The organism is Tersicoccus mangrovi (genome assembly GCF_036881825.1).
GTDB classification, from domain to species: Bacteria; Actinomycetota; Actinomycetes; order Actinomycetales; family Micrococcaceae; genus Tersicoccus; species Tersicoccus mangrovi.
This window is the reverse complement of sequence record NZ_JBAJMW010000001.1, coordinates 679779-695208: the sequence shown is the minus strand read 5'-3', so window position 1 is coordinate 695208 and position 15430 is coordinate 679779. Positions and strand designations below refer to the sequence as shown.

At 72.4% G+C, this 15430-nt stretch carries 17 protein-coding genes; 8 read left to right on the top strand and 9 right to left on the bottom strand.

The window, feature by feature from the left end:
• Positions 1-12 precede the first annotated feature (12 nt).
• From V6N00_RS03415 to trxB, 4 genes are all read right to left on the bottom strand, one after another.
• The gene (locus tag V6N00_RS03415) at positions 13-2310 is read right to left on the bottom strand and encodes a heavy metal translocating P-type ATPase (RefSeq protein WP_334230641.1); all 2298 of its coding nucleotides are present in this window, start codon (positions 2308-2310) and stop codon (positions 13-15) included.
• Between the two features lie 61 nt (positions 2311-2371).
• Positions 2372-2596: a heavy-metal-associated domain-containing protein gene (locus V6N00_RS03410; protein WP_334230640.1), complete on the bottom strand. Its 225-nt coding sequence runs from the start codon at positions 2594-2596 to the stop codon at positions 2372-2374.
• A gap of 49 nt (positions 2597-2645) precedes the next feature.
• On the bottom strand, positions 2646-3326 hold the full coding sequence (locus V6N00_RS03405) for a DUF305 domain-containing protein (protein ID WP_334230639.1): 681 nt from the start codon (positions 3324-3326) through the stop codon (positions 2646-2648).
• A 122-nt stretch (positions 3327-3448) separates the two neighbouring features.
• Entirely contained in the window at positions 3449-4420 is a 972-nt protein-coding gene (gene trxB, locus V6N00_RS03400; protein ID WP_334230638.1) for a thioredoxin-disulfide reductase, read from the bottom strand.
• Between the two features lie 190 nt (positions 4421-4610).
• On the opposite strand from trxB, the gene V6N00_RS03395 reads away from it, so the two are divergent.
• Together V6N00_RS03395 and V6N00_RS03390 are read left to right on the top strand one after the other, a co-directional pair.
• Positions 4611-5330: a hypothetical protein gene (locus tag V6N00_RS03395; protein WP_334230637.1), complete on the top strand. Its 720-nt coding sequence runs from the start codon at positions 4611-4613 to the stop codon at positions 5328-5330.
• The gene (locus V6N00_RS03390) at positions 5327-5974 is read left to right on the top strand and encodes a hypothetical protein (protein ID WP_334230636.1); all 648 of its coding nucleotides are present in this window, start codon (positions 5327-5329) and stop codon (positions 5972-5974) included. The genes V6N00_RS03395 and V6N00_RS03390 overlap by 4 nt, the downstream gene beginning before the upstream one ends.
• A gap of 240 nt (positions 5975-6214) precedes the next feature.
• On the opposite strand, the gene V6N00_RS03385 is transcribed toward V6N00_RS03390, so the two are convergent.
• Positions 6215-7111 (bottom strand): SDR family oxidoreductase, encoded by an 897-nt coding sequence (locus V6N00_RS03385; protein ID WP_334230635.1) that lies wholly within the window; start codon positions 7109-7111, stop codon positions 6215-6217.
• Complete coding sequence (locus V6N00_RS03380; protein WP_334230634.1) at positions 7111-7503, bottom strand: nuclear transport factor 2 family protein; 393 nt, start codon at positions 7501-7503, stop codon at positions 7111-7113. The genes V6N00_RS03385 and V6N00_RS03380 overlap by 1 nt, the downstream gene beginning before the upstream one ends.
• 116 nt (positions 7504-7619) lie before the next feature.
• On the opposite strand from V6N00_RS03380, the gene V6N00_RS03375 reads away from it, so the two are divergent.
• Entirely contained in the window at positions 7620-8156 is a 537-nt protein-coding gene (locus V6N00_RS03375) for a TetR/AcrR family transcriptional regulator (RefSeq protein ID WP_334230633.1), read from the top strand.
• A 178-nt stretch (positions 8157-8334) separates the two neighbouring features.
• On the opposite strand, the gene V6N00_RS03370 is transcribed toward V6N00_RS03375, so the two are convergent.
• Positions 8335-9189 (bottom strand): EamA family transporter, encoded by an 855-nt coding sequence (locus tag V6N00_RS03370; protein ID WP_334230632.1) that lies wholly within the window; start codon positions 9187-9189, stop codon positions 8335-8337.
• Between the two features lie 92 nt (positions 9190-9281).
• Here V6N00_RS03370 and V6N00_RS03365 point away from each other — a divergent pair, with 92 nt between their 5' ends.
• Genes V6N00_RS03365 through V6N00_RS03355 form a run of 3 tightly spaced genes read left to right on the top strand, consistent with a single transcriptional unit; the run spans position 9282 to position 11256 of the window.
• Positions 9282-10445 (top strand): molybdopterin-dependent oxidoreductase, encoded by a 1164-nt coding sequence (locus V6N00_RS03365; protein WP_334230631.1) that lies wholly within the window; start codon positions 9282-9284, stop codon positions 10443-10445.
• Entirely contained in the window at positions 10442-10876 is a 435-nt protein-coding gene (locus V6N00_RS03360) for a YidH family protein (RefSeq protein WP_416385016.1), read from the top strand. The genes V6N00_RS03365 and V6N00_RS03360 overlap by 4 nt, the downstream gene beginning before the upstream one ends.
• 47 nt (positions 10877-10923) lie before the next feature.
• Entirely contained in the window at positions 10924-11256 is a 333-nt protein-coding gene (locus tag V6N00_RS03355) for a DUF202 domain-containing protein (protein ID WP_334230630.1), read from the top strand.
• Positions 11257-11297: 41 nt separating this feature from the next.
• Here the strand turns inward: V6N00_RS03355 and V6N00_RS03350 are convergent, their stop codons facing one another.
• A complete protein-coding gene (locus V6N00_RS03350; protein ID WP_334230629.1) occupies positions 11298-11777 on the bottom strand; it encodes a septum formation family protein in 480 nt (159 codons plus the stop codon).
• 169 nt (positions 11778-11946) lie between these two features.
• On the opposite strand from V6N00_RS03350, the gene V6N00_RS03345 reads away from it, so the two are divergent.
• Positions 11947-13239, top strand: coding sequence for a GAF domain-containing protein (locus V6N00_RS03345; RefSeq protein WP_334230628.1), 1293 nt, complete (start codon positions 11947-11949; stop codon positions 13237-13239).
• Positions 13240-13249: 10 nt separating this feature from the next.
• Here the strand turns inward: V6N00_RS03345 and V6N00_RS03340 are convergent, their stop codons facing one another.
• The gene (locus V6N00_RS03340) at positions 13250-13717 is read right to left on the bottom strand and encodes a GNAT family N-acetyltransferase (RefSeq protein WP_334230627.1); all 468 of its coding nucleotides are present in this window, start codon (positions 13715-13717) and stop codon (positions 13250-13252) included.
• A gap of 121 nt (positions 13718-13838) precedes the next feature.
• On the opposite strand from V6N00_RS03340, the gene exaC reads away from it, so the two are divergent.
• On the top strand, positions 13839-15362 hold the full coding sequence (exaC, locus tag V6N00_RS03335) for an acetaldehyde dehydrogenase ExaC (RefSeq protein ID WP_334230626.1): 1524 nt from the start codon (positions 13839-13841) through the stop codon (positions 15360-15362).
• The last annotated feature ends 68 nt before the right edge of the window (positions 15363-15430 follow it).

Sequence of the window (15430 nt, the reverse complement as noted above, 5' to 3'; positions counted from 1 at the left end):
GGCAGGCCCGCGTCAGCCTCCGGGTGTGAAGCGCCGCAGCCGGAGGCTGTTGAGCACGACGAACACCGAGCTGAATGCCATCGCGCCGCCGGCGATCATCGGGTTGAGCAGGCCCAGGGCCGCCACCGGGATGGCGAGCACGTTGTAGGCGAAGGCCCAGAACAGGTTGGACCGGATGATGCCGAGCGTGCGGCGGGACAGCTCGACGGCGTCGGCGACCTGGCCGAGGTGATGGCCCATCAACGTGATGTCCGCGGCGTCGATGGCCACGTCGGTGCCGGAGCCCATCGCGAGCCCGAGGTCGGCCTGGGCGAGGGCCGCCGCGTCGTTGACGCCGTCGCCGGCCATCGCCACGGTGGCGCCGCCGACCTGGAGCCGCTCGACCACCGCGACCTTCTCGGCCGGGCTGACGCCGGCGTGCACGCGCTCGGCGTCGATGCCGACCTGCTCGGCCACGTACCGCGCCGAGTGGGCGTTGTCGCCCGTGAGCAGCACGGGCGTCAGGCCGAGCCGGCGCAGCCGGGCGATGGCGTCCGCCGCGCCGGGCTTGACGGCGTCCCGGAGGGTGACGAGGCCGGCGACCCGGCCGTCGACGGCGACGAGGACCGCGGTGGCGCCGTCCCGCTCGGCCGCGGCGAGGCTCAGGCGCGTCTCGTCGTCGACGTCCACCCCGCTCGCCCCGAGCCACTCCTCGCGCCCGACGACGACCATGTGCCCGGCGCCGCCCTGCTCGGAGAACGGCTCCACGACGAGTCCGCGGACGCCGCCACCCGGTGCGGAGGCGAAGTGCTCGACCGTCGCGGGGGAGGGCTGCGTGCGCGCGATGGCCCAGGCGATCGGGTGCTCGCTGGCGTGCTCGACGGCGGCGGCGAGCCGCAGCAGGCGCGTCTGCCCGCATTCGACGTCCTCGAACGCTTCGACGTGCTCGACGGTGAGCCGCCCGGTGGTGACCGTGCCGGTCTTGTCCAGGACGATCGTGTCGACCCGACGGGTGTCCTCGAGGACGGCGGGACCCTTGATGAGGATGCCGAGCTGGGCGCCGCGACCGGTCCCGGTCAGCAGGGCCGTCGGCGTCGCCAGTCCGAGCGCGCACGGGCACGCGATGACGAGCACGGACACGCCTGCGGTCAGCGCCGCCGTCGCGTCGCCCGTGGTGAGCAGCCACACGGCCGCGGTGACGACGGTGATGGCGAGGACCACGGGGACGAAGACCGCGGAGACCCGGTCCGCGAGCCGGGCGATGGGCGCCCTGCCGTTCTGGGCGGCGCTGACCAGCCGGCCCATCTGGGCCAGGGCGGTGTCGGCGCCGACGGCCGTCGCCCTGACCAGCAGCCGGCCGCTCGTGTTGACGGTCGCGCCGGTCACCTCGTCGCCGTCGGTCACCTCGACGGGCACGGGCTCACCGGTGATCAGGGAGGTGTCGACCGCGCTCGCGCCGTGCACGACGACCCCGTCGGTCGCGATCTTCTCGCCGGGGCGGACGACGAAGGCGTCGCCGACGCGCAGCTGCGCGACCGGGACCGCGACCTCGACGAGACGGCCGTCCTCGCCGCGGCGCAGTACGGCCGCGGTGCGCGCGCCGAGGTCGAGCAGGCGCCGGAGGGCCTCGCCGCTGCGGGCCTTCGCGCGGGCCTCGGCGTACCGGCCGACCAGCAGGAACGTCGTGACGACGGCGGCGGTCTCGAAGTAGAGCGGGACGTGGCCGTGGCCCGGGTGCGCGGTGAGGTCGGGCTGGACGAGCAGCTGGACGAGGGAGAAGAGCCAGGCGACGGCGACGCCGAGGGACACGAGCGTGTCCATGGTGCTGGCGCCGTGACGGGCGTTGACGGCCGCCGCGCGGTGGAACGGCCAGGCGGACCAGGTGACGACGGGCAGCGAGAGGGCGGCGACCACCCAGCCCCACTGCGGGAACCGGAGGGCCGGGACCATCGCGACGAGGAAGACGGGAACGGTCAGGACGAGGGCCGTGATCATCCGCGGCCGCAGCAGCGCCGCCGCGTCAGGCCGGTCGCTGGGGGCGACGTCGGCGTCTGCCCCAGCGGCGTGCTGGTCTCCGTCTGCATCGGTGGCGTCGGCGGGGGCAGTGGCCGGCCGCGCCAGCCGGGCGCCGTACCCGGTCGCCCGCACGGTCTCGAGCAGCTGGTCGTCGGTGACGCCGGCGGGGACGGTCACGCGAGCGGACTCGAGCGGCAGGTTGACGACGGCGTCGACGCCCTCGATCCGCTTGAGCTTGCGCTCGACCCGATTGACGCACGAGGCGCACGTCATGCCCTCGATGGCCAGGTCCACCACACGGGTGTCGGTACTCATGACCCGTCTACCCCTCCTGCCGGCGGCTGCGCCGGCATCGTTCGTGTCCGCTGTCGCGACGTCAGTTCGCGTCGGCGCCGAGCATCACGTAGCCGGCCTCGGCGACGGCCTCGCTGATGGCGCTCTCGCTGACCTGGCTCGTCGTCGTGAGCCGGGCGGTGGAGATGCCGCCGTTGACGAGCTCGACCGCGACGTGGTCGACGCCGTCCAGGGCGCCCAGTTCCTCGGTCACGGCGTTGACGCAGTGGCCGCAGGTCATGCCGGAGATCTTCACGGTGGTGGTCATGGATTCCTCGTTCTCGGTCGTGGCGGTCGGATACTCGTCGTCGGGCAGGTCAGGAGGCCTGCAGCATCGCCTTCATCTGGGCGATCTCGGCGCTCTGGCTGGTGATGACGCGTCGGGCAACGCCGACCCCGTCCTGATTCTGCCCCGTCGCGACCTCGTCCTTCGCCATCGCGACCGCGCCCTCGTGGTGGCCGATCATCTGCGCGAGGAACATCGAGCTCGCGGTGGTGCCGTCGGCGTCGCGCAGGGCCTTCACGTCGTTGTCGGAGACCATGCCGCTCATGCCCATCCTGTGGGCGCTCGTGGTCGCCGGGGCGCCCCAGGAGCTGAGCCAGCCCGTCATCGTGGTGATCTCGGGGGCCTGGGCGGCCTTGATCTTCTTCGCCAGGGCGGTGACCTGCGGCTTCACGCCGGTCTTGGCGAGGATGATGTCGCTGAGCTGCACGGCCTGCTGGTGGTGGGGGATCATCATCTGCGCGAACATGACGTCGGCGTCGTTGTGCGCGCTACTCGACGTGGTGCTCGAGGCGGAGGCGCCGGCCGTCGCGGGCGCGGACGTCGTCGAGGTCATGCCGACCATGCCGGACATCGCGTGCCCGCTGTGGTCGCTGCTCGCGTCCGTCCCGCCGGCGCAGCCGGTCGCCAGGAGGACGGTGACGGCGGCGACGCCCAGAGCGGCGAGGCCGCTGCGACACCTCCGGGAGGCGGACGTGGGTCGGACGGGGGTCATCGCTGTGGGTGCCATTGTCGTCAGACTATACCCCCACGGGGTATAGGAGACAAGGGGGGAGACGGCGTCGGCCGCCACGGAGGATTCCGTGACGGCCGACGTCAGGCCAGGATTCGAAAGGCTCAGCCCTCGGCGGCGACGGCCGTGGCCATCGCGTCCGCGTCCTCGAGCGCGGCGAGGTACCGCTCGGCGTCGAGCGCGGCGGAGCAACCCGAGCCGGCGGCGGTGATCGCCTGGCGGTACCGGTGGTCCACGGCGTCACCGCAGGCGAAGACGCCGGAGAGGTTCGTCATCGTGGTCGGGGAGTTGACGACGATGTAGCCCTCGTCGTCCAGGTCCACCTGGCCCTTGACGAGCTCGGTGCGCGGGTCGTGGCCGATGGCGACGAAGATGCCGGTGGCGGCATGCTCGCGCTCCTCGCCCGTGACGGTGTCGCGCAGGGTCACGCCGGTGACCTTGCCGTTGTCGCCGCCGTGGATCGCGGTGACCTGACTGTTCCAGGCGAAGCTGATCTTCTCGTTGTCGATGGCGCGCTGGGCCATGATCTTCGAGGCCCGCAGCTGGTCGCGGCGCACGACGATGGTGACCGACTTGCCGAAGCGGGTGAGGAACGTGGCCTCCTCCATGGCGGAGTCGCCGCCGCCGACCACGATGATGTCCTGGTCGCGGAAGAAGAAGCCGTCACACGTGGCGCACCACGAGACGCCGTGGCCGGAGTAGCGCTGCTCCTCGGGCAGGCCGAGCTCCTTGTAGGCGGAGCCGGTGGCGAGGATGACCGCGGGGGCCTGGAAGGTCTCGCCGTCGGCGGTGGTGACCGTCTTGAGGTGGCCCTGCAGGTCCACGGACGCGGCGTCCTCGAACAGGATGCGAGCACCGAAGCGCTCGGCCTGCTCCTGCAGGTTCTGCATCAGGTCCGGGCCCTGCACGCCGGTGGGGAACCCGGGGAAGTTCTCCACCTCGGTGGTGTTCATCAGGGCGCCGCCGCTGGTCACGGAGCCGGCCAGCACGACGGGGTTCAGCCCCGCGCGGGCGGCGTAGATGGCGGCGGTGTACCCGGCGGGGCCGGATCCGACGATGATGATCTGCTCAGTCACTGCTGCTTCTTTCCTCTGGCGGTTCTCCGGAAGTCCGGTCTGCCTCGGCGGCTCACGTCCGACGGCGGTGCGCGGGGGCTGCCGTGGGGTTCTCGCTCGGGTCGATCGGCGTCTGTGGAAAGAACGCCGCGTCCCGGGGTGGCATTCCCACGATACCGGGGCGCGGCGCGTATCCCGGGCCCCTTCTCCGGTGCTGCTCCGGCCGAACTCTGACCTTGCTCTGGTCAGCCACATCGGTGCATGTCAGGATGCCGCCAAGACATCGGGGGATGGGTCGGCCGGTCTCGACGCCGGCCCGGGGGCGGCCGAGGACGACGCGCGCCGGTGGGCGCAGGCGGAGCAGCGGGCGGCCGGGGTGGTGGTGCCGGACGAGTGGTCGGTGCTGCGGCGCTTCCTGCTCGTGGAGCTGCCGCTGGTGCTGGTGGGGTGTATGGCGCTGGCGGTAGTGGCGACGCTGATCTGGGGTGACGGGCGGAGCTGGCTCGGATTGGCGCTGGTGGTGACGGCGCTCTTCTGCGTGTTCCGCCATTTCCGGCGTCGACTGCGCCGGGATCGGCATCCTTTGAACTCTGCTCACGGCGCCGTCCTCAGCTGGCAGCAACGCAAGAGCATCCACCGGCAGGTGAAGGGACGCGAGCCCGTTGAATTGGCCCACCTCGCCGTCGTGGGACTCGTCGCTCGACGTGAACGACGAGACATGATGCGCAGCATGCCCGCGGTCGTCGGCATGGAGCTGTTGCTGTTCGGCAACGCCGTGTCGGGTTGGAATCGCGGGTGGGTCAGCGTCTACGTCGTTCCCGCTGCGATCGTCGGCCTCGTCATGCTCCTTGGGGCGGTCGGCCAGATCCGTCGGACGAGCGCCTTCCTCCGTCGCTACCCTGAGCCGTCGTCGGAAGCGCCGTCGGCGTGAGCGACTGGTGGGCACGGACGCCCGACGGCGAGCACAGCGACGTATGGCGCTGGAACCGGGCCCAGCGAGAGGCGGAGCGGAGTCCCGCGCCGGACCTGCGGCCGGCCTTCCGCCGCTTCGTCCTGGTGGAGGTGCCGGGGCTGCTGATGCTCGGGGTGGGTCTGGCTGTCGCGGTGGCGCTGCTGCGCGGTCGTGAGAGTGACGTGTGGCTGGCCGCCCGCTGGGGCCTTCTCGCCGCCGTCCTCGGCATGATGGGATTCGGCCTTGTGCACCTGACCCGAAGCCTGCCGGGGTTGTCGAATGTCCTCGGGGTGCTGTCTCCGGCACAGCGGGGGCGCGTGCAGCGGCAACTCCGCGGCGCCGTCACCGTCGCGCCGCACGAGCTGGTGGTCACCCGCGCAGCGGCACGTGAACGGCAGGCTGCCATGCTGCGGCTGTCCTTCACCTTCATCCCCATGGGTTTCCTGGACCTCGTCCAGGCGGCCAACCCCCGGAACGACTCGGGCCTCGATGTGATCTGGGTCGTGCTCATCGCGGCGGTGGTGGCCGCCGCCGTCGTCGCGTGGTGGCAGTACCGGCGGGCTGCGGTGTTCCTGAGAATGCACCCCGAGTCCTCCCCGTCGGCTGTCGATGGGGGAGGATGACGTCATGCAGGCACGCAGAGACCGACGTCCGCAGCAGAAGCGCACCTGGGTGGAGTGGCTGAGCGCCTGGATGCGCCGCCGCAGGTGGCGCTGACCGCCGTCGTCGCCGTTCCGCCGCCCGCGCTCGCGCTCAATGGGACAGGTATTCACGAATGGGACAGGTAGACACCGCCTCAGCGGTACTAGCTGTCCCAACGGCGAAGTGGCGGCCGGGGACGGGTCGATCAACGGCATGGCCGCTCAGCGGTCGAAGTACTCCGGGCGGTCCAGGTCGGCCAGCAGCGCCGGTCCGCTCGGCCGCCACCCGAGCAGGTCGCGGGTGACGTTGCTCGACGCGGGACCGTCCGCACCCGCGTAGGCGGCATAGACGCCGAGCCGCAGGAACGCCGATCCTCGAGACCGGCCGACGGCGGGGACCCCCAGTCGCCGGCCGATCACCTCGGCGACGGACCGGAACGGCACGCCCTCCTCGGCGACGGCGTGATAGCGGGCCCGTGGCACCGCCCGCTCGGCCGCGAGCCGGAACACCGCCGCCGCGTCGCGATGATGGACGGCGGGCACCCGGTTCGTCCCGTCGCCGACGTACACCGACTCGCCGTGCTTCCGGGCCAGGGCGATGAACCGGGGGAGGGTGAAGCGGTCGCCGTCGCCGTGCACGATGGGCATCCGCACGACGGACGCGTTCACCCCGCGATCGGCCAGGCGCATGATCGTGCGCTCGACGTTGCGCCCCAGCGGTCCGGCACTCGACGACGCCGGATCCTCCTCGGTGACGAGCGGCCCGGACCTGATCGCGGGAGCGAAACCGCCCGCGGCGACGAGGGGTCGGTCGGTGCCGGCGAGGACGTCGCCCACGGCGTCGAGCGCGCGTCGTTCGATCCGGCTGTTCCGGCGGAAGAGGAGCACGCCGGCGTTGTCGAACGCGGTGTGGATGACGGCGTCGCTGCGTGCCGCCGCCGACCGCAGCGCGGCGAGATCCTCCAGCGAGCCGGGATGCGGATCGGCGCCCATCGCCCGGAGGGTCGCGGCGGACGTGGCGCTGCGCGCGAGCGCGAGAACGGTGTGCCCGGAGGTGAGCAGGTCGCGGACGACGGCGGCTCCGACGAAGCCCGTGCCGCCGGTCACGAAGACGCGCATCAGGACTCCCGGTGGGCCGGCCGGCGCGGACTCATGTAGTCCCGCATCCGGGTCACGAGCCCGTCCCGACGCGTGATGATCCACAGGTAGCTGAGGTCGAACGGCTCACCGGTGACGGCGTCGGTGTGATGGCCCTCGGCCTCGACCAGCAGCTCCTCGCCCCGGTCGTCGACCCGGATGTGGTCGAGGCTGCCGAACCTGACGCTGCCTCCCATCGCGGCCATGTACCGCCGGATGGCGGTCTTGCCCTCGAGTCGTCGTGGTTCGGGCGCGAAGGGGAACTCGTGCACGGCGTCGTCCGCGTACATCGCCATCCACGCCTCGACATCGCCGGCCGCGAGTCCCTGGGCGGCCTGCACCAGCCACGTGGGCGCCGTCGTCTGCTCGGTCATCACACTCTCCTCTAGAATTACGGACCATGAGTCCAGATGACGCTAGCACCATTACGGACCAACGGTCCACAAACGAGCGACCGCGTCGTGGTCGTCCTCCCGTCCCCAGGGAGTCCGTGCTCGCCGCCGCGGAGACGCTGCTCGCCGGGACCACCAGTCCGGCCGCGGTGTCGATGGACGAGATCGCCGCCGCCGCCGGCGTGGGCAAGGGCACGCTCTTCCGCGCCTTCGGCAGCCGCGACGGGCTGCTGGACGCCGTCTTCGCCAGCCGGCTCGACCCGCTGCGGCAGGAACTGAACCGACCGGGATCTCCCGTCGGGCCCGACGTCCCGGCCGCCGACCGACTCGTCGGCGTCCTGCTCCTGCTGCTCGACTTCAAGCTGGACAACCCCCGGCTGACGACGGCGCGCGAGATGAACGGCACGGCGCTCCTGCAGGCGCCGCACTATCGGTGGGTGCACCGTCTGCTCCAGGACCTCGTCGCCAAGACGGGGCGGACGGCGGACTCGGCCGACGTGGCGGCCCACCTGCTCCTCGGTGCCCTGCGGGTCGAGGTGATCACGGAGCTGCAGGCCGCGGGGATGACGCGGGAGCAACTCGGCCGCTACCTGGAGGACGTCGTGCACCGGCTGGTCGGCCCAGATGAGCACTGATCGGCGTCCATTCGAAGCGCGCCGCCGCGGGTCGTGCTGGTGGGCGTGGTGGTCGCTCCGGCGCCGTCATCGATTCAGCGCCTCGTGGCGATCCGCCGATGGGACCGTTGTCACCGTTCGGGACGGTTGAGCACCGTCATTCCGGTAAGAGCAGTCCCAACTGGCGCTGGACCGAGCCCTACCGCGCCGGGGAGCGGAGTGCCCCCATCGCGGCGACCACGACGAGCGCCACCCCGGCCGACTCCAGCCAGCCGACGTGCTGGGCCAGCAGGACGGCGCCGGTGAGGGTCGCGACCGCCGGAGCCAGCGCGATGAGCACCGAGAACGCCGCGGCCGGCATCCGGCGCAGCGCGAGCAGTTCGACGGCGTACGGCACCGTCGAGGAGAAGAGGGCCACGAGGGCGCCGAGGGCGAGGACGCCCGGGTCGAGCACCGCCGCTCCCGCCTGCGCGAGGCCGATCGGCAGGGCGAGGATCGTGCCGACCGTCATCGCGATCGCCAGGCCCTGCAGCCCCGAGAAGGCCGCCCCGACGTGCCGGGACGCCAGGATGTACGCCGCCCACATGGCCCCGGCGCCGAGGGCGAACAGGACACCCGGCCCGGTCAGGTGGCCGAAGCCGCCGCTGCCGAGCAGACCCACGCCCACCGCCGCGAGCAGTGCCCACAGCCATGCCGCGGCCCGCCGGGCGAGAATGACGGAGAGCACGAGCGGGCCGAGGATCTCGAACGTCACCGCCGCGCCCAGCGGGATCGAGGACAGTGCCGCGTAGAAGAGCAGGTTCATGACGCCGATCGACACGCCGAACAGCGCCGCCGCGGCCCCGTTCGCCCGGGTGATTCCGCGCAGGGTCGGCCGGCTGACGGCCAGCAGGTACAGCGCGGAGAAGAACAGGCGCAACAGCACCATGCCCGCCGGACCCGTGCGGGGGAACACGAGGACCGCGACGGCGGCGCCGATCTCCTGGACGAACAGCCCGAAGACCACCAGCCCGGCGGCTCCGGCGGTGGATCCGGAGGGGGCGGCGGGCGTCATGGAACCACGGTACGTCCCCGTCACGGGCAGGATGGGCAGCACAATGGTGCACGGAGTCCGGGGAAACAGCGACCGATGAGGACAGGCAGCCGATGATGTGGGACAAGCGCGAGGACATGGTCGTCCATGGGCAGGAGCCGTTCAACGCGGAGCCACCCCCGCAGGCCCTGGCCGGTGATCCGATCACCCCGGTCGACACCTTCTACAGCCGCAATCACGGCCCCATTCCGGAGATCGACGCCGGCAGCTGGCGCCTCACCGTCGACGGCCTCGTCGACACCCCGCTCACCCTCGACCTGAGCGACCTGCGCAGCCGGTTCGCCGAGCACACCCTCCCCGCGACCCTCCAGTGCGCGGGCACCCGCCGCACCGGTCTGATCGCCGTCCGCGACATCCCCGGCGAGACGCCGTGGCGCGAGGCCGCCGTCTCCACCGCCACCTGGACCGGGGTCCGGCTCGCCGACGTGCTCGCCGCCGCCGGCGTCAGCAACGATCCAGACGACGACGCCGCTGTGAAGAACGCCGTCCGGCACGTCGCCTTCCTCGCCCCCGACGTCGCACCGGGCCCGGGTCAGCAGTTCGGCGGCTCCGTCCCGCTGGGCAAGGCCCTCGGCCCCGAGGTGCTGCTCGCATGGGCCATGAACGGCGAGCCGCTGACGGCGGTGCACGGGGCGCCGCTGCGCGTCGTCGTCCCCGGCTGGATCGGCGCCCGCAGCGTCAAGTGGGTCGAGCGGATCACCGTGCAGACCGAACCCTCGGAGAACTGGTTCCAGGCAAATGCGTACCGGATGCTGCCGGCGGATGCCGGGCCCTCCGCCGTCGAGGCCGGTGAGGGCTTCTCGCTCGGTGAGCTGGCCCTGACCAGCGCGATCCTCGAGCCGGTCGACGGCGCGACGGTGCCTGCGGGCCCCGTCACGGTCACCGGCTACGCGCTCGCGGGCGGCGGCCGCGGGGTGGCCCGGGTCGACGTCTCGGCCGACGGCGGCGCCACCTGGACGCAGGCCGACCTCGGCGAGGACCGCGGCCCCTGGTGCTGGCGGCAGTGGACGACGACGACGACGGTCGACGGCGACGGCGGACGTGCCGGCACGCTCGAACTCGTCGCCCGCGCGTGGGACACGTCCGCTGCCCTGCAGCCGGAGGATCCTGCCGGGCTGTGGAACCCGAAGGGCTACATGAACAACGCCTGGCCTCGCGCCCGCGTGCAGGTCGCCGCGGCCGTCCAGGCGGGAGACGCACAAGGCCGCATCGCGTGAGCGCGTCCTCGACGCCGGGCGCGTCGCAGCCTGCCCAGCCGCCCGCCGAGGCCGGCGACGAGCCAGCCGCGCGAGGAGCGCTCAGCCGTCGGCTCCTGCCGGGTGGCCGCGAGCCGGACCCGCGCTTCACCCTGGCCAACGAGCGGACGTTCCTCGCCTGGATCCGCACGTCACTGGCGCTGCTCGCCGGGGGCATCGCGATCGAGGCCTTCGCCGTCGGCGTGTTCGAGGCACCCTTCCGCAAGGCCGTTTCGGTCATCCTCATCGTGCTCGGGATGCTGGTCAGCGGCGGCGCCTTCACCCGGTGGGTACGGGTCGAGCGGGCGATGCGGGAGAAGCGGCCGCTGCCGTTGCCCCTGATCGCCCCGATCCTCGGCTTCGGCGCCGCCCTGGGCGCCCTCGTCGTGCTCGTGCTGATCGTGCTGCGCTGAGCCGAGTGTGTCGATTCGAGAATGCTGAGCCGAGACCTGAGCCGATGATGAGTTCCCGCGCATGGCCCGCGACCAGCGACCCCGGACTGCAGCCGGAGCGGACGACGCTCGCCTGGTCCCGCACGATGCTCTCCCTGCTCGTCGCGAGCGCGGTCGGGCTGCGGTGGCTGCCGCACTACGGGCCGGCCGTCCTCGCCCTGCCCCTGCTGACCGTGGCGGCCGCCGCCGCCGTCGTCCTCGGTGCCCGACGGCGCCACACCCGCAGCGTGCACGGCATCCACCGGGAATCGGTCCACGCCGCCGTCGGGCCCGTGGCGGCGATGACGCTCGTGTGCCTGGCGCTCGGGGTCGTCGGCCTCGTACTCGTATCCGCCGACTGACGATCGATGGCGACGACTGACCGGAATGACGCCGGCGGCCGCTACTGCTTGGTGTCCTTGAGGGAGCCGGTGATCCCGCCCGATGCCCGGCCGGCGAGGCACATCACCTGCCGGTCGGTCTGCTCGGTCCAGCTGCGCTCGGTGGGATGCAGGTCGATCATCGTGTACTGGGAGCGATCCAGTGGCACACCGACGAACTCGGCGTACGCGGTGCGGCACTCGCGATCGGCGGACGCGGCCGCCGCGTCCATGCCCGGGAACGTCGGCTCCGTCATCGTGTGCGATGCGTACGCCTCGAAGGCGTGCGGCGCGTCGCAGGGCACGATGTCGATCGTCTCCGTCGTGCCGGTCTCGTCCAGCGCTGACGTGCAGTCGCCCACGGTGACGGCGAAGGCGCTCGTGCGGGCGGACTCGGTGACACGGCCCAGCCCGTCACGCGGCGGGTCCGTCACCGTCGACCCGCACCCGGCCAGGAGGCTTGCCGCGATGAATCCCACGGGCAGCAGAAGCCGAGCGCGCATGCCGGCCTCCCTCCCGGATCGCGGGAGCCGCGGTCCCCTCCGCCGTTCAGCGTAGCCGCGCCGTCCGCGAGGAGGCGCTGCCCCGGTGGGGATGGTGCGGGGCGTCCGCGCTCCGTAGACTCCGTGCACACCGGCGCCGCGCCGGTCCCCCGCCTGCGACGACGGAGTCATGATCGGCGACCTGACCTCGACCTCAGCACAGGGCCGTGCCCGGCACGCCCACCAGATCCTCGGCGACGACGCCGCCGATCTGGGAGGTCTGCGTGCCGTCGTCCGGTCCTCCTGGCTGCGCTCGCTCGACCTGCGGTCCGGTGCCGCGCCCGCCCCGGCGCCCGGCGGCTTCCTCGACGAGCTGGACCGCTACCGCCGCGCTCACCCGATGGCCACCGTCATGCCCGTCATCGACCGGCTGCTGGTCCGGCCGAGCGCGTCCACCGGGCTGCTCGTGGCGGTCGGCGACGAGCTCGGCAACCTGCTGTGGGTCGAGGGTGACGACGACGCGGTGCGGCGGGCCGAGTCCCGCTCCTTCGCGCCGGGCATGGACTGGTCCGAGGCCGTGATGGGCACGAGCGCCCCCGGGACGGCCCTGGCCACCGGTTCCGGCGTGCAGATCAGCGGCGCGGAGCACCTCAGCGAGCTGGCGCACATCTTCTCCTGCACCGCCGTACCGCTGCACGACCCGGACACGGGCGCCGTGATCGGCGTCGTCGACATCACCGGAGGGCCCGACGCCGTCGCCCCGCACACCCTGACCCTCGTGCAGGCCACGGTCGCAGCCGCCGAGGCCGAGCTGCGGATCGCCCGGCTCACGCGAGAGCAGGAGCGGGACCGGGCCGGGGCCCGGCCGTCCGGCGGTCGCGCCGCCGCCGGACCCGCCCTGCACCGCAACACGCTGCAGATCACCGGCCGGGACCGCGGCCTGCTCAGCCTGGCCGGCACGAGCCGGGAGCTCAGTGTGCGGCACACCGAGATCCTCACGCTGCTGACCCGGCACCCCGACGGGCTGACCGCACAGGAGCTGGCCGACCTGCTGTACGCGGACCCGGACCCCACGACGCTGCGCGCCGAACTGGTCCGGTTGCGCCGGGTGCTCACGGGGCTCGGAGCGGCGGGTGTGCTCGCCTCCAACCCGTACCGGCTGACCGTGGAGCTCACGGTCGACGCCGACCAGGTGGTCCGGTACGTCCGGCGCGGGGCCCACCGGCTCGCCCTGAACCTCTACCGGGGCCGGCTGCTGCCGCGCTCCGCCGCCCCGGGCATCGCGGCCCTGCGGGCGGAGGTGTCCGCGCACCTGCGCGAGTCGATGCTCGCCGACGCCGGGCCGGACGCGCTGATGACCTATCTGGAGCTGCCCGAGGCTGCCGACGACGTCGACGCGTGGCGGCTGGCGCTGGACATCCTGCCGCCCCGGTCACCGCGCCGGGCGGGGGTCGTCGCCCACCTGGAGAGCCGGGAGCGCTGACGCGCGTTGCCTACCGGCCGGGGCGCGCCATCGGCAGGTGCGGGATGTCGTCCTCCGCGTACGGGTCGCCGCTGACGGCGAAGCCGAACCGGGCGTACCAGTCGGCCAGGTGCGCCTGGGCGCCGAGCAGGATCGGGGCGCCGGGGGCGATCTCCTCGCAGCTCTCGACGGCCGCGCGCATCAGGTCCGAGGCGACGCCGCGCCCCCGGGCCACCTCGCCGGTGGCCACCCGCCCGATCCGCATCACGGGCGCGCCGTCGGCCGCCGCCTCGCGCAGGATCCGCAGCGTCGCGACCGGCAGGCCGTCCTCGCCGGATGCCCACATCAGCTCGGCGCCGGGCTCGATGTCCCGGCCGTCCAGTTCGTCGTAGGCCGCGCCCTGCTCGACGACGAACACCTGCACCCGCAGCCACAGCAGGCGGTAGAGCAGCGTCGGGTCACAGGCGGCGACGGGGGCGCGATGGATCTCGAAGGGCACACCCCCACGGTAGCCACGCCGGCACCGCACCGCTGCAACCCCACTGCAACCCCTCGGCGACCCACGCCGTCCTAGCGTGATCCGCATCACGTCGATGACGACGTCCGTCAGGAGGACCAGCATGACCGTCTACGCGCAGCCGGGCCAGGAAGGCTCGGTCGTTTCCTTCAGGTCCCGGTACGACCACTGGATCGGGGGCGACTGGGTCGCCCCCGTCAAGGGCCAGTACTTCGAGGACATCTCCCCGGTCACGGGCAAGCCGTTCTGCGAGGTGGGACGCGGCACCGCCGAGGACATCGAGGCGGCCCTCGACGCCGCCCACAAGGCCGCCCCCGCCTGGGGGAAGACCTCGGTCGCCGAGCGGGCCGTCGTCCTCAACCGGATCGCGGACCGGATCGAGGAGAACCTCGAGATGCTCGCCGTCGCCGAGACCTGGGACAACGGCAAGCCCGTCCGGGAGACCCTGGCCGCGGACCTGCCGCTGGCGGTGGACCACTTCCGCTACTTCGCCGGCGCCATCCGTGCCCAGGAGGGCGGCATCAGCCAGATCGACGAGGACACCACGGCGTACCACTTCCACGAGCCGCTCGGCGTCGTCGGGCAGATCATCCCGTGGAACTTCCCGCTGCTGATGGCCACGTGGAAGCTGGCCCCCGCGCTCGCGGCCGGCAACGCCGTCGTGATCAAGCCCGCGGAGCAGACCCCGGCCTCGATCCTCGTGCTGATGGAGCTGATCGGGGATCTGCTGCCCGCCGGCGTCGTCAACGTCGTCAACGGGTTCGGTGTCGAGGCCGGCAAGCCGCTCGCGTCGAACAAGCGGATCCGCAAGATCGCGTTCACCGGCGAGACCACCACCGGCCGGCTGATCATGCAGTACGCCTCGCAGAACCTCATCCCGGTCACCCTCGAACTCGGTGGCAAGAGCCCGAACATCTTCTTCGAGGACGTGGCCGCGGCCGACGACGCGTTCTACGACAAGGCGCAGGAGGGCTTCACCATGTTCGCCCTCAACCAGGGCGAGGTGTGCACGTGCCCGTCGCGGGCGCTGATCCAGGAGTCGATCAAGGGCGACTTCCTCGACGCCGTCGTCGAGCGGACGAAGAAGATCGTCCAGGACAACCCGCTGGACACCGCCACCCAGGTCGGCGCGCAGGCGTCCAACGACCAGCTGGAGAAGATCCTCTCCTACCTCGACATCGGCAAGCAGGAGGGCGCGGACGTGCTCACCGGCGGTGCCCGGGCCGAGCTGTCCGGTGACCTGGCGGGCGGCTACTACGTGCAGCCGACCATCTTCTCCGGCCGCAACAGCATGCGGATCTTCCAGGAGGAGATCTTCGGTCCGGTCGTCTCGGTCACCTCGTTCACCGACTACGACGAGGCCATCCAGATCGCCAACGACACCCTCTACGGCCTCGGCGCCGGGGTGTGGAGCCGCAACGGCAACGTCGCCTATCGCGCCGGCCGCGACATTCAGGCCGGCCGGGTCTGGGTGAACAACTACCACGCCTACCCGGCTCACGCGGCCTTCGGCGGGTACAAGTCCTCGGGCATCGGCCGGGAGAACCACCGGATGATGCTCGACCACTACCAGCAGACGAAGAACCTGCTCGTCAGCTACGCCGAGAGCAAGCTCGGCTTCTTCTAGGCCGCCGCGCTGTGCACCGGACGGCTCCGGACCGCCGCGGGCGGAGCCGTCCGGGCGGTCGCCCCTGC

Bases quoted from the DNA above. Each gene is read 5' to 3' on its own strand.
- V6N00_RS03415 (WP_334230641.1), bottom strand. From the start codon at position 2,310: ATGAGTACCGACACCCGTGTGGTGGACCTGGCCATCGAGGGCATGACG.
- V6N00_RS03410 (WP_334230640.1), bottom strand. From the start codon at position 2,596: ATGACCACCACCGTGAAGATCTCCGGCATGACCTGCGGCCACTGCGTC.
- V6N00_RS03405 (WP_334230639.1), bottom strand. From the start codon at position 3,326: ATGACCCCCGTCCGACCCACGTCCGCCTCCCGGAGGTGTCGCAGCGGC.
- V6N00_RS03385 (WP_334230635.1), bottom strand. From the start codon at position 7,111: ATGCGCGTCTTCGTGACCGGCGGCACGGGCTTCGTCGGAGCCGCCGTC.
- V6N00_RS03380 (WP_334230634.1), bottom strand. From the start codon at position 7,503: ATGACCGAGCAGACGACGGCGCCCACGTGGCTGGTGCAGGCCGCCCAG.
- V6N00_RS03370 (WP_334230632.1), bottom strand. From the start codon at position 9,189: ATGACGCCCGCCGCCCCCTCCGGATCCACCGCCGGAGCCGCCGGGCTG.
- V6N00_RS03365 (WP_334230631.1), top strand. From the start codon at position 9,282: ATGATGTGGGACAAGCGCGAGGACATGGTCGTCCATGGGCAGGAGCCG.
- V6N00_RS03355 (WP_334230630.1), top strand. From the start codon at position 10,924: ATGAGTTCCCGCGCATGGCCCGCGACCAGCGACCCCGGACTGCAGCCG.
- V6N00_RS03350 (WP_334230629.1), bottom strand. From the start codon at position 11,777: ATGCGCGCTCGGCTTCTGCTGCCCGTGGGATTCATCGCGGCAAGCCTC.
- V6N00_RS03345 (WP_334230628.1), top strand. From the start codon at position 11,947: ATGATCGGCGACCTGACCTCGACCTCAGCACAGGGCCGTGCCCGGCAC.
- exaC (WP_334230626.1), top strand. From the start codon at position 13,839: ATGACCGTCTACGCGCAGCCGGGCCAGGAAGGCTCGGTCGTTTCCTTC.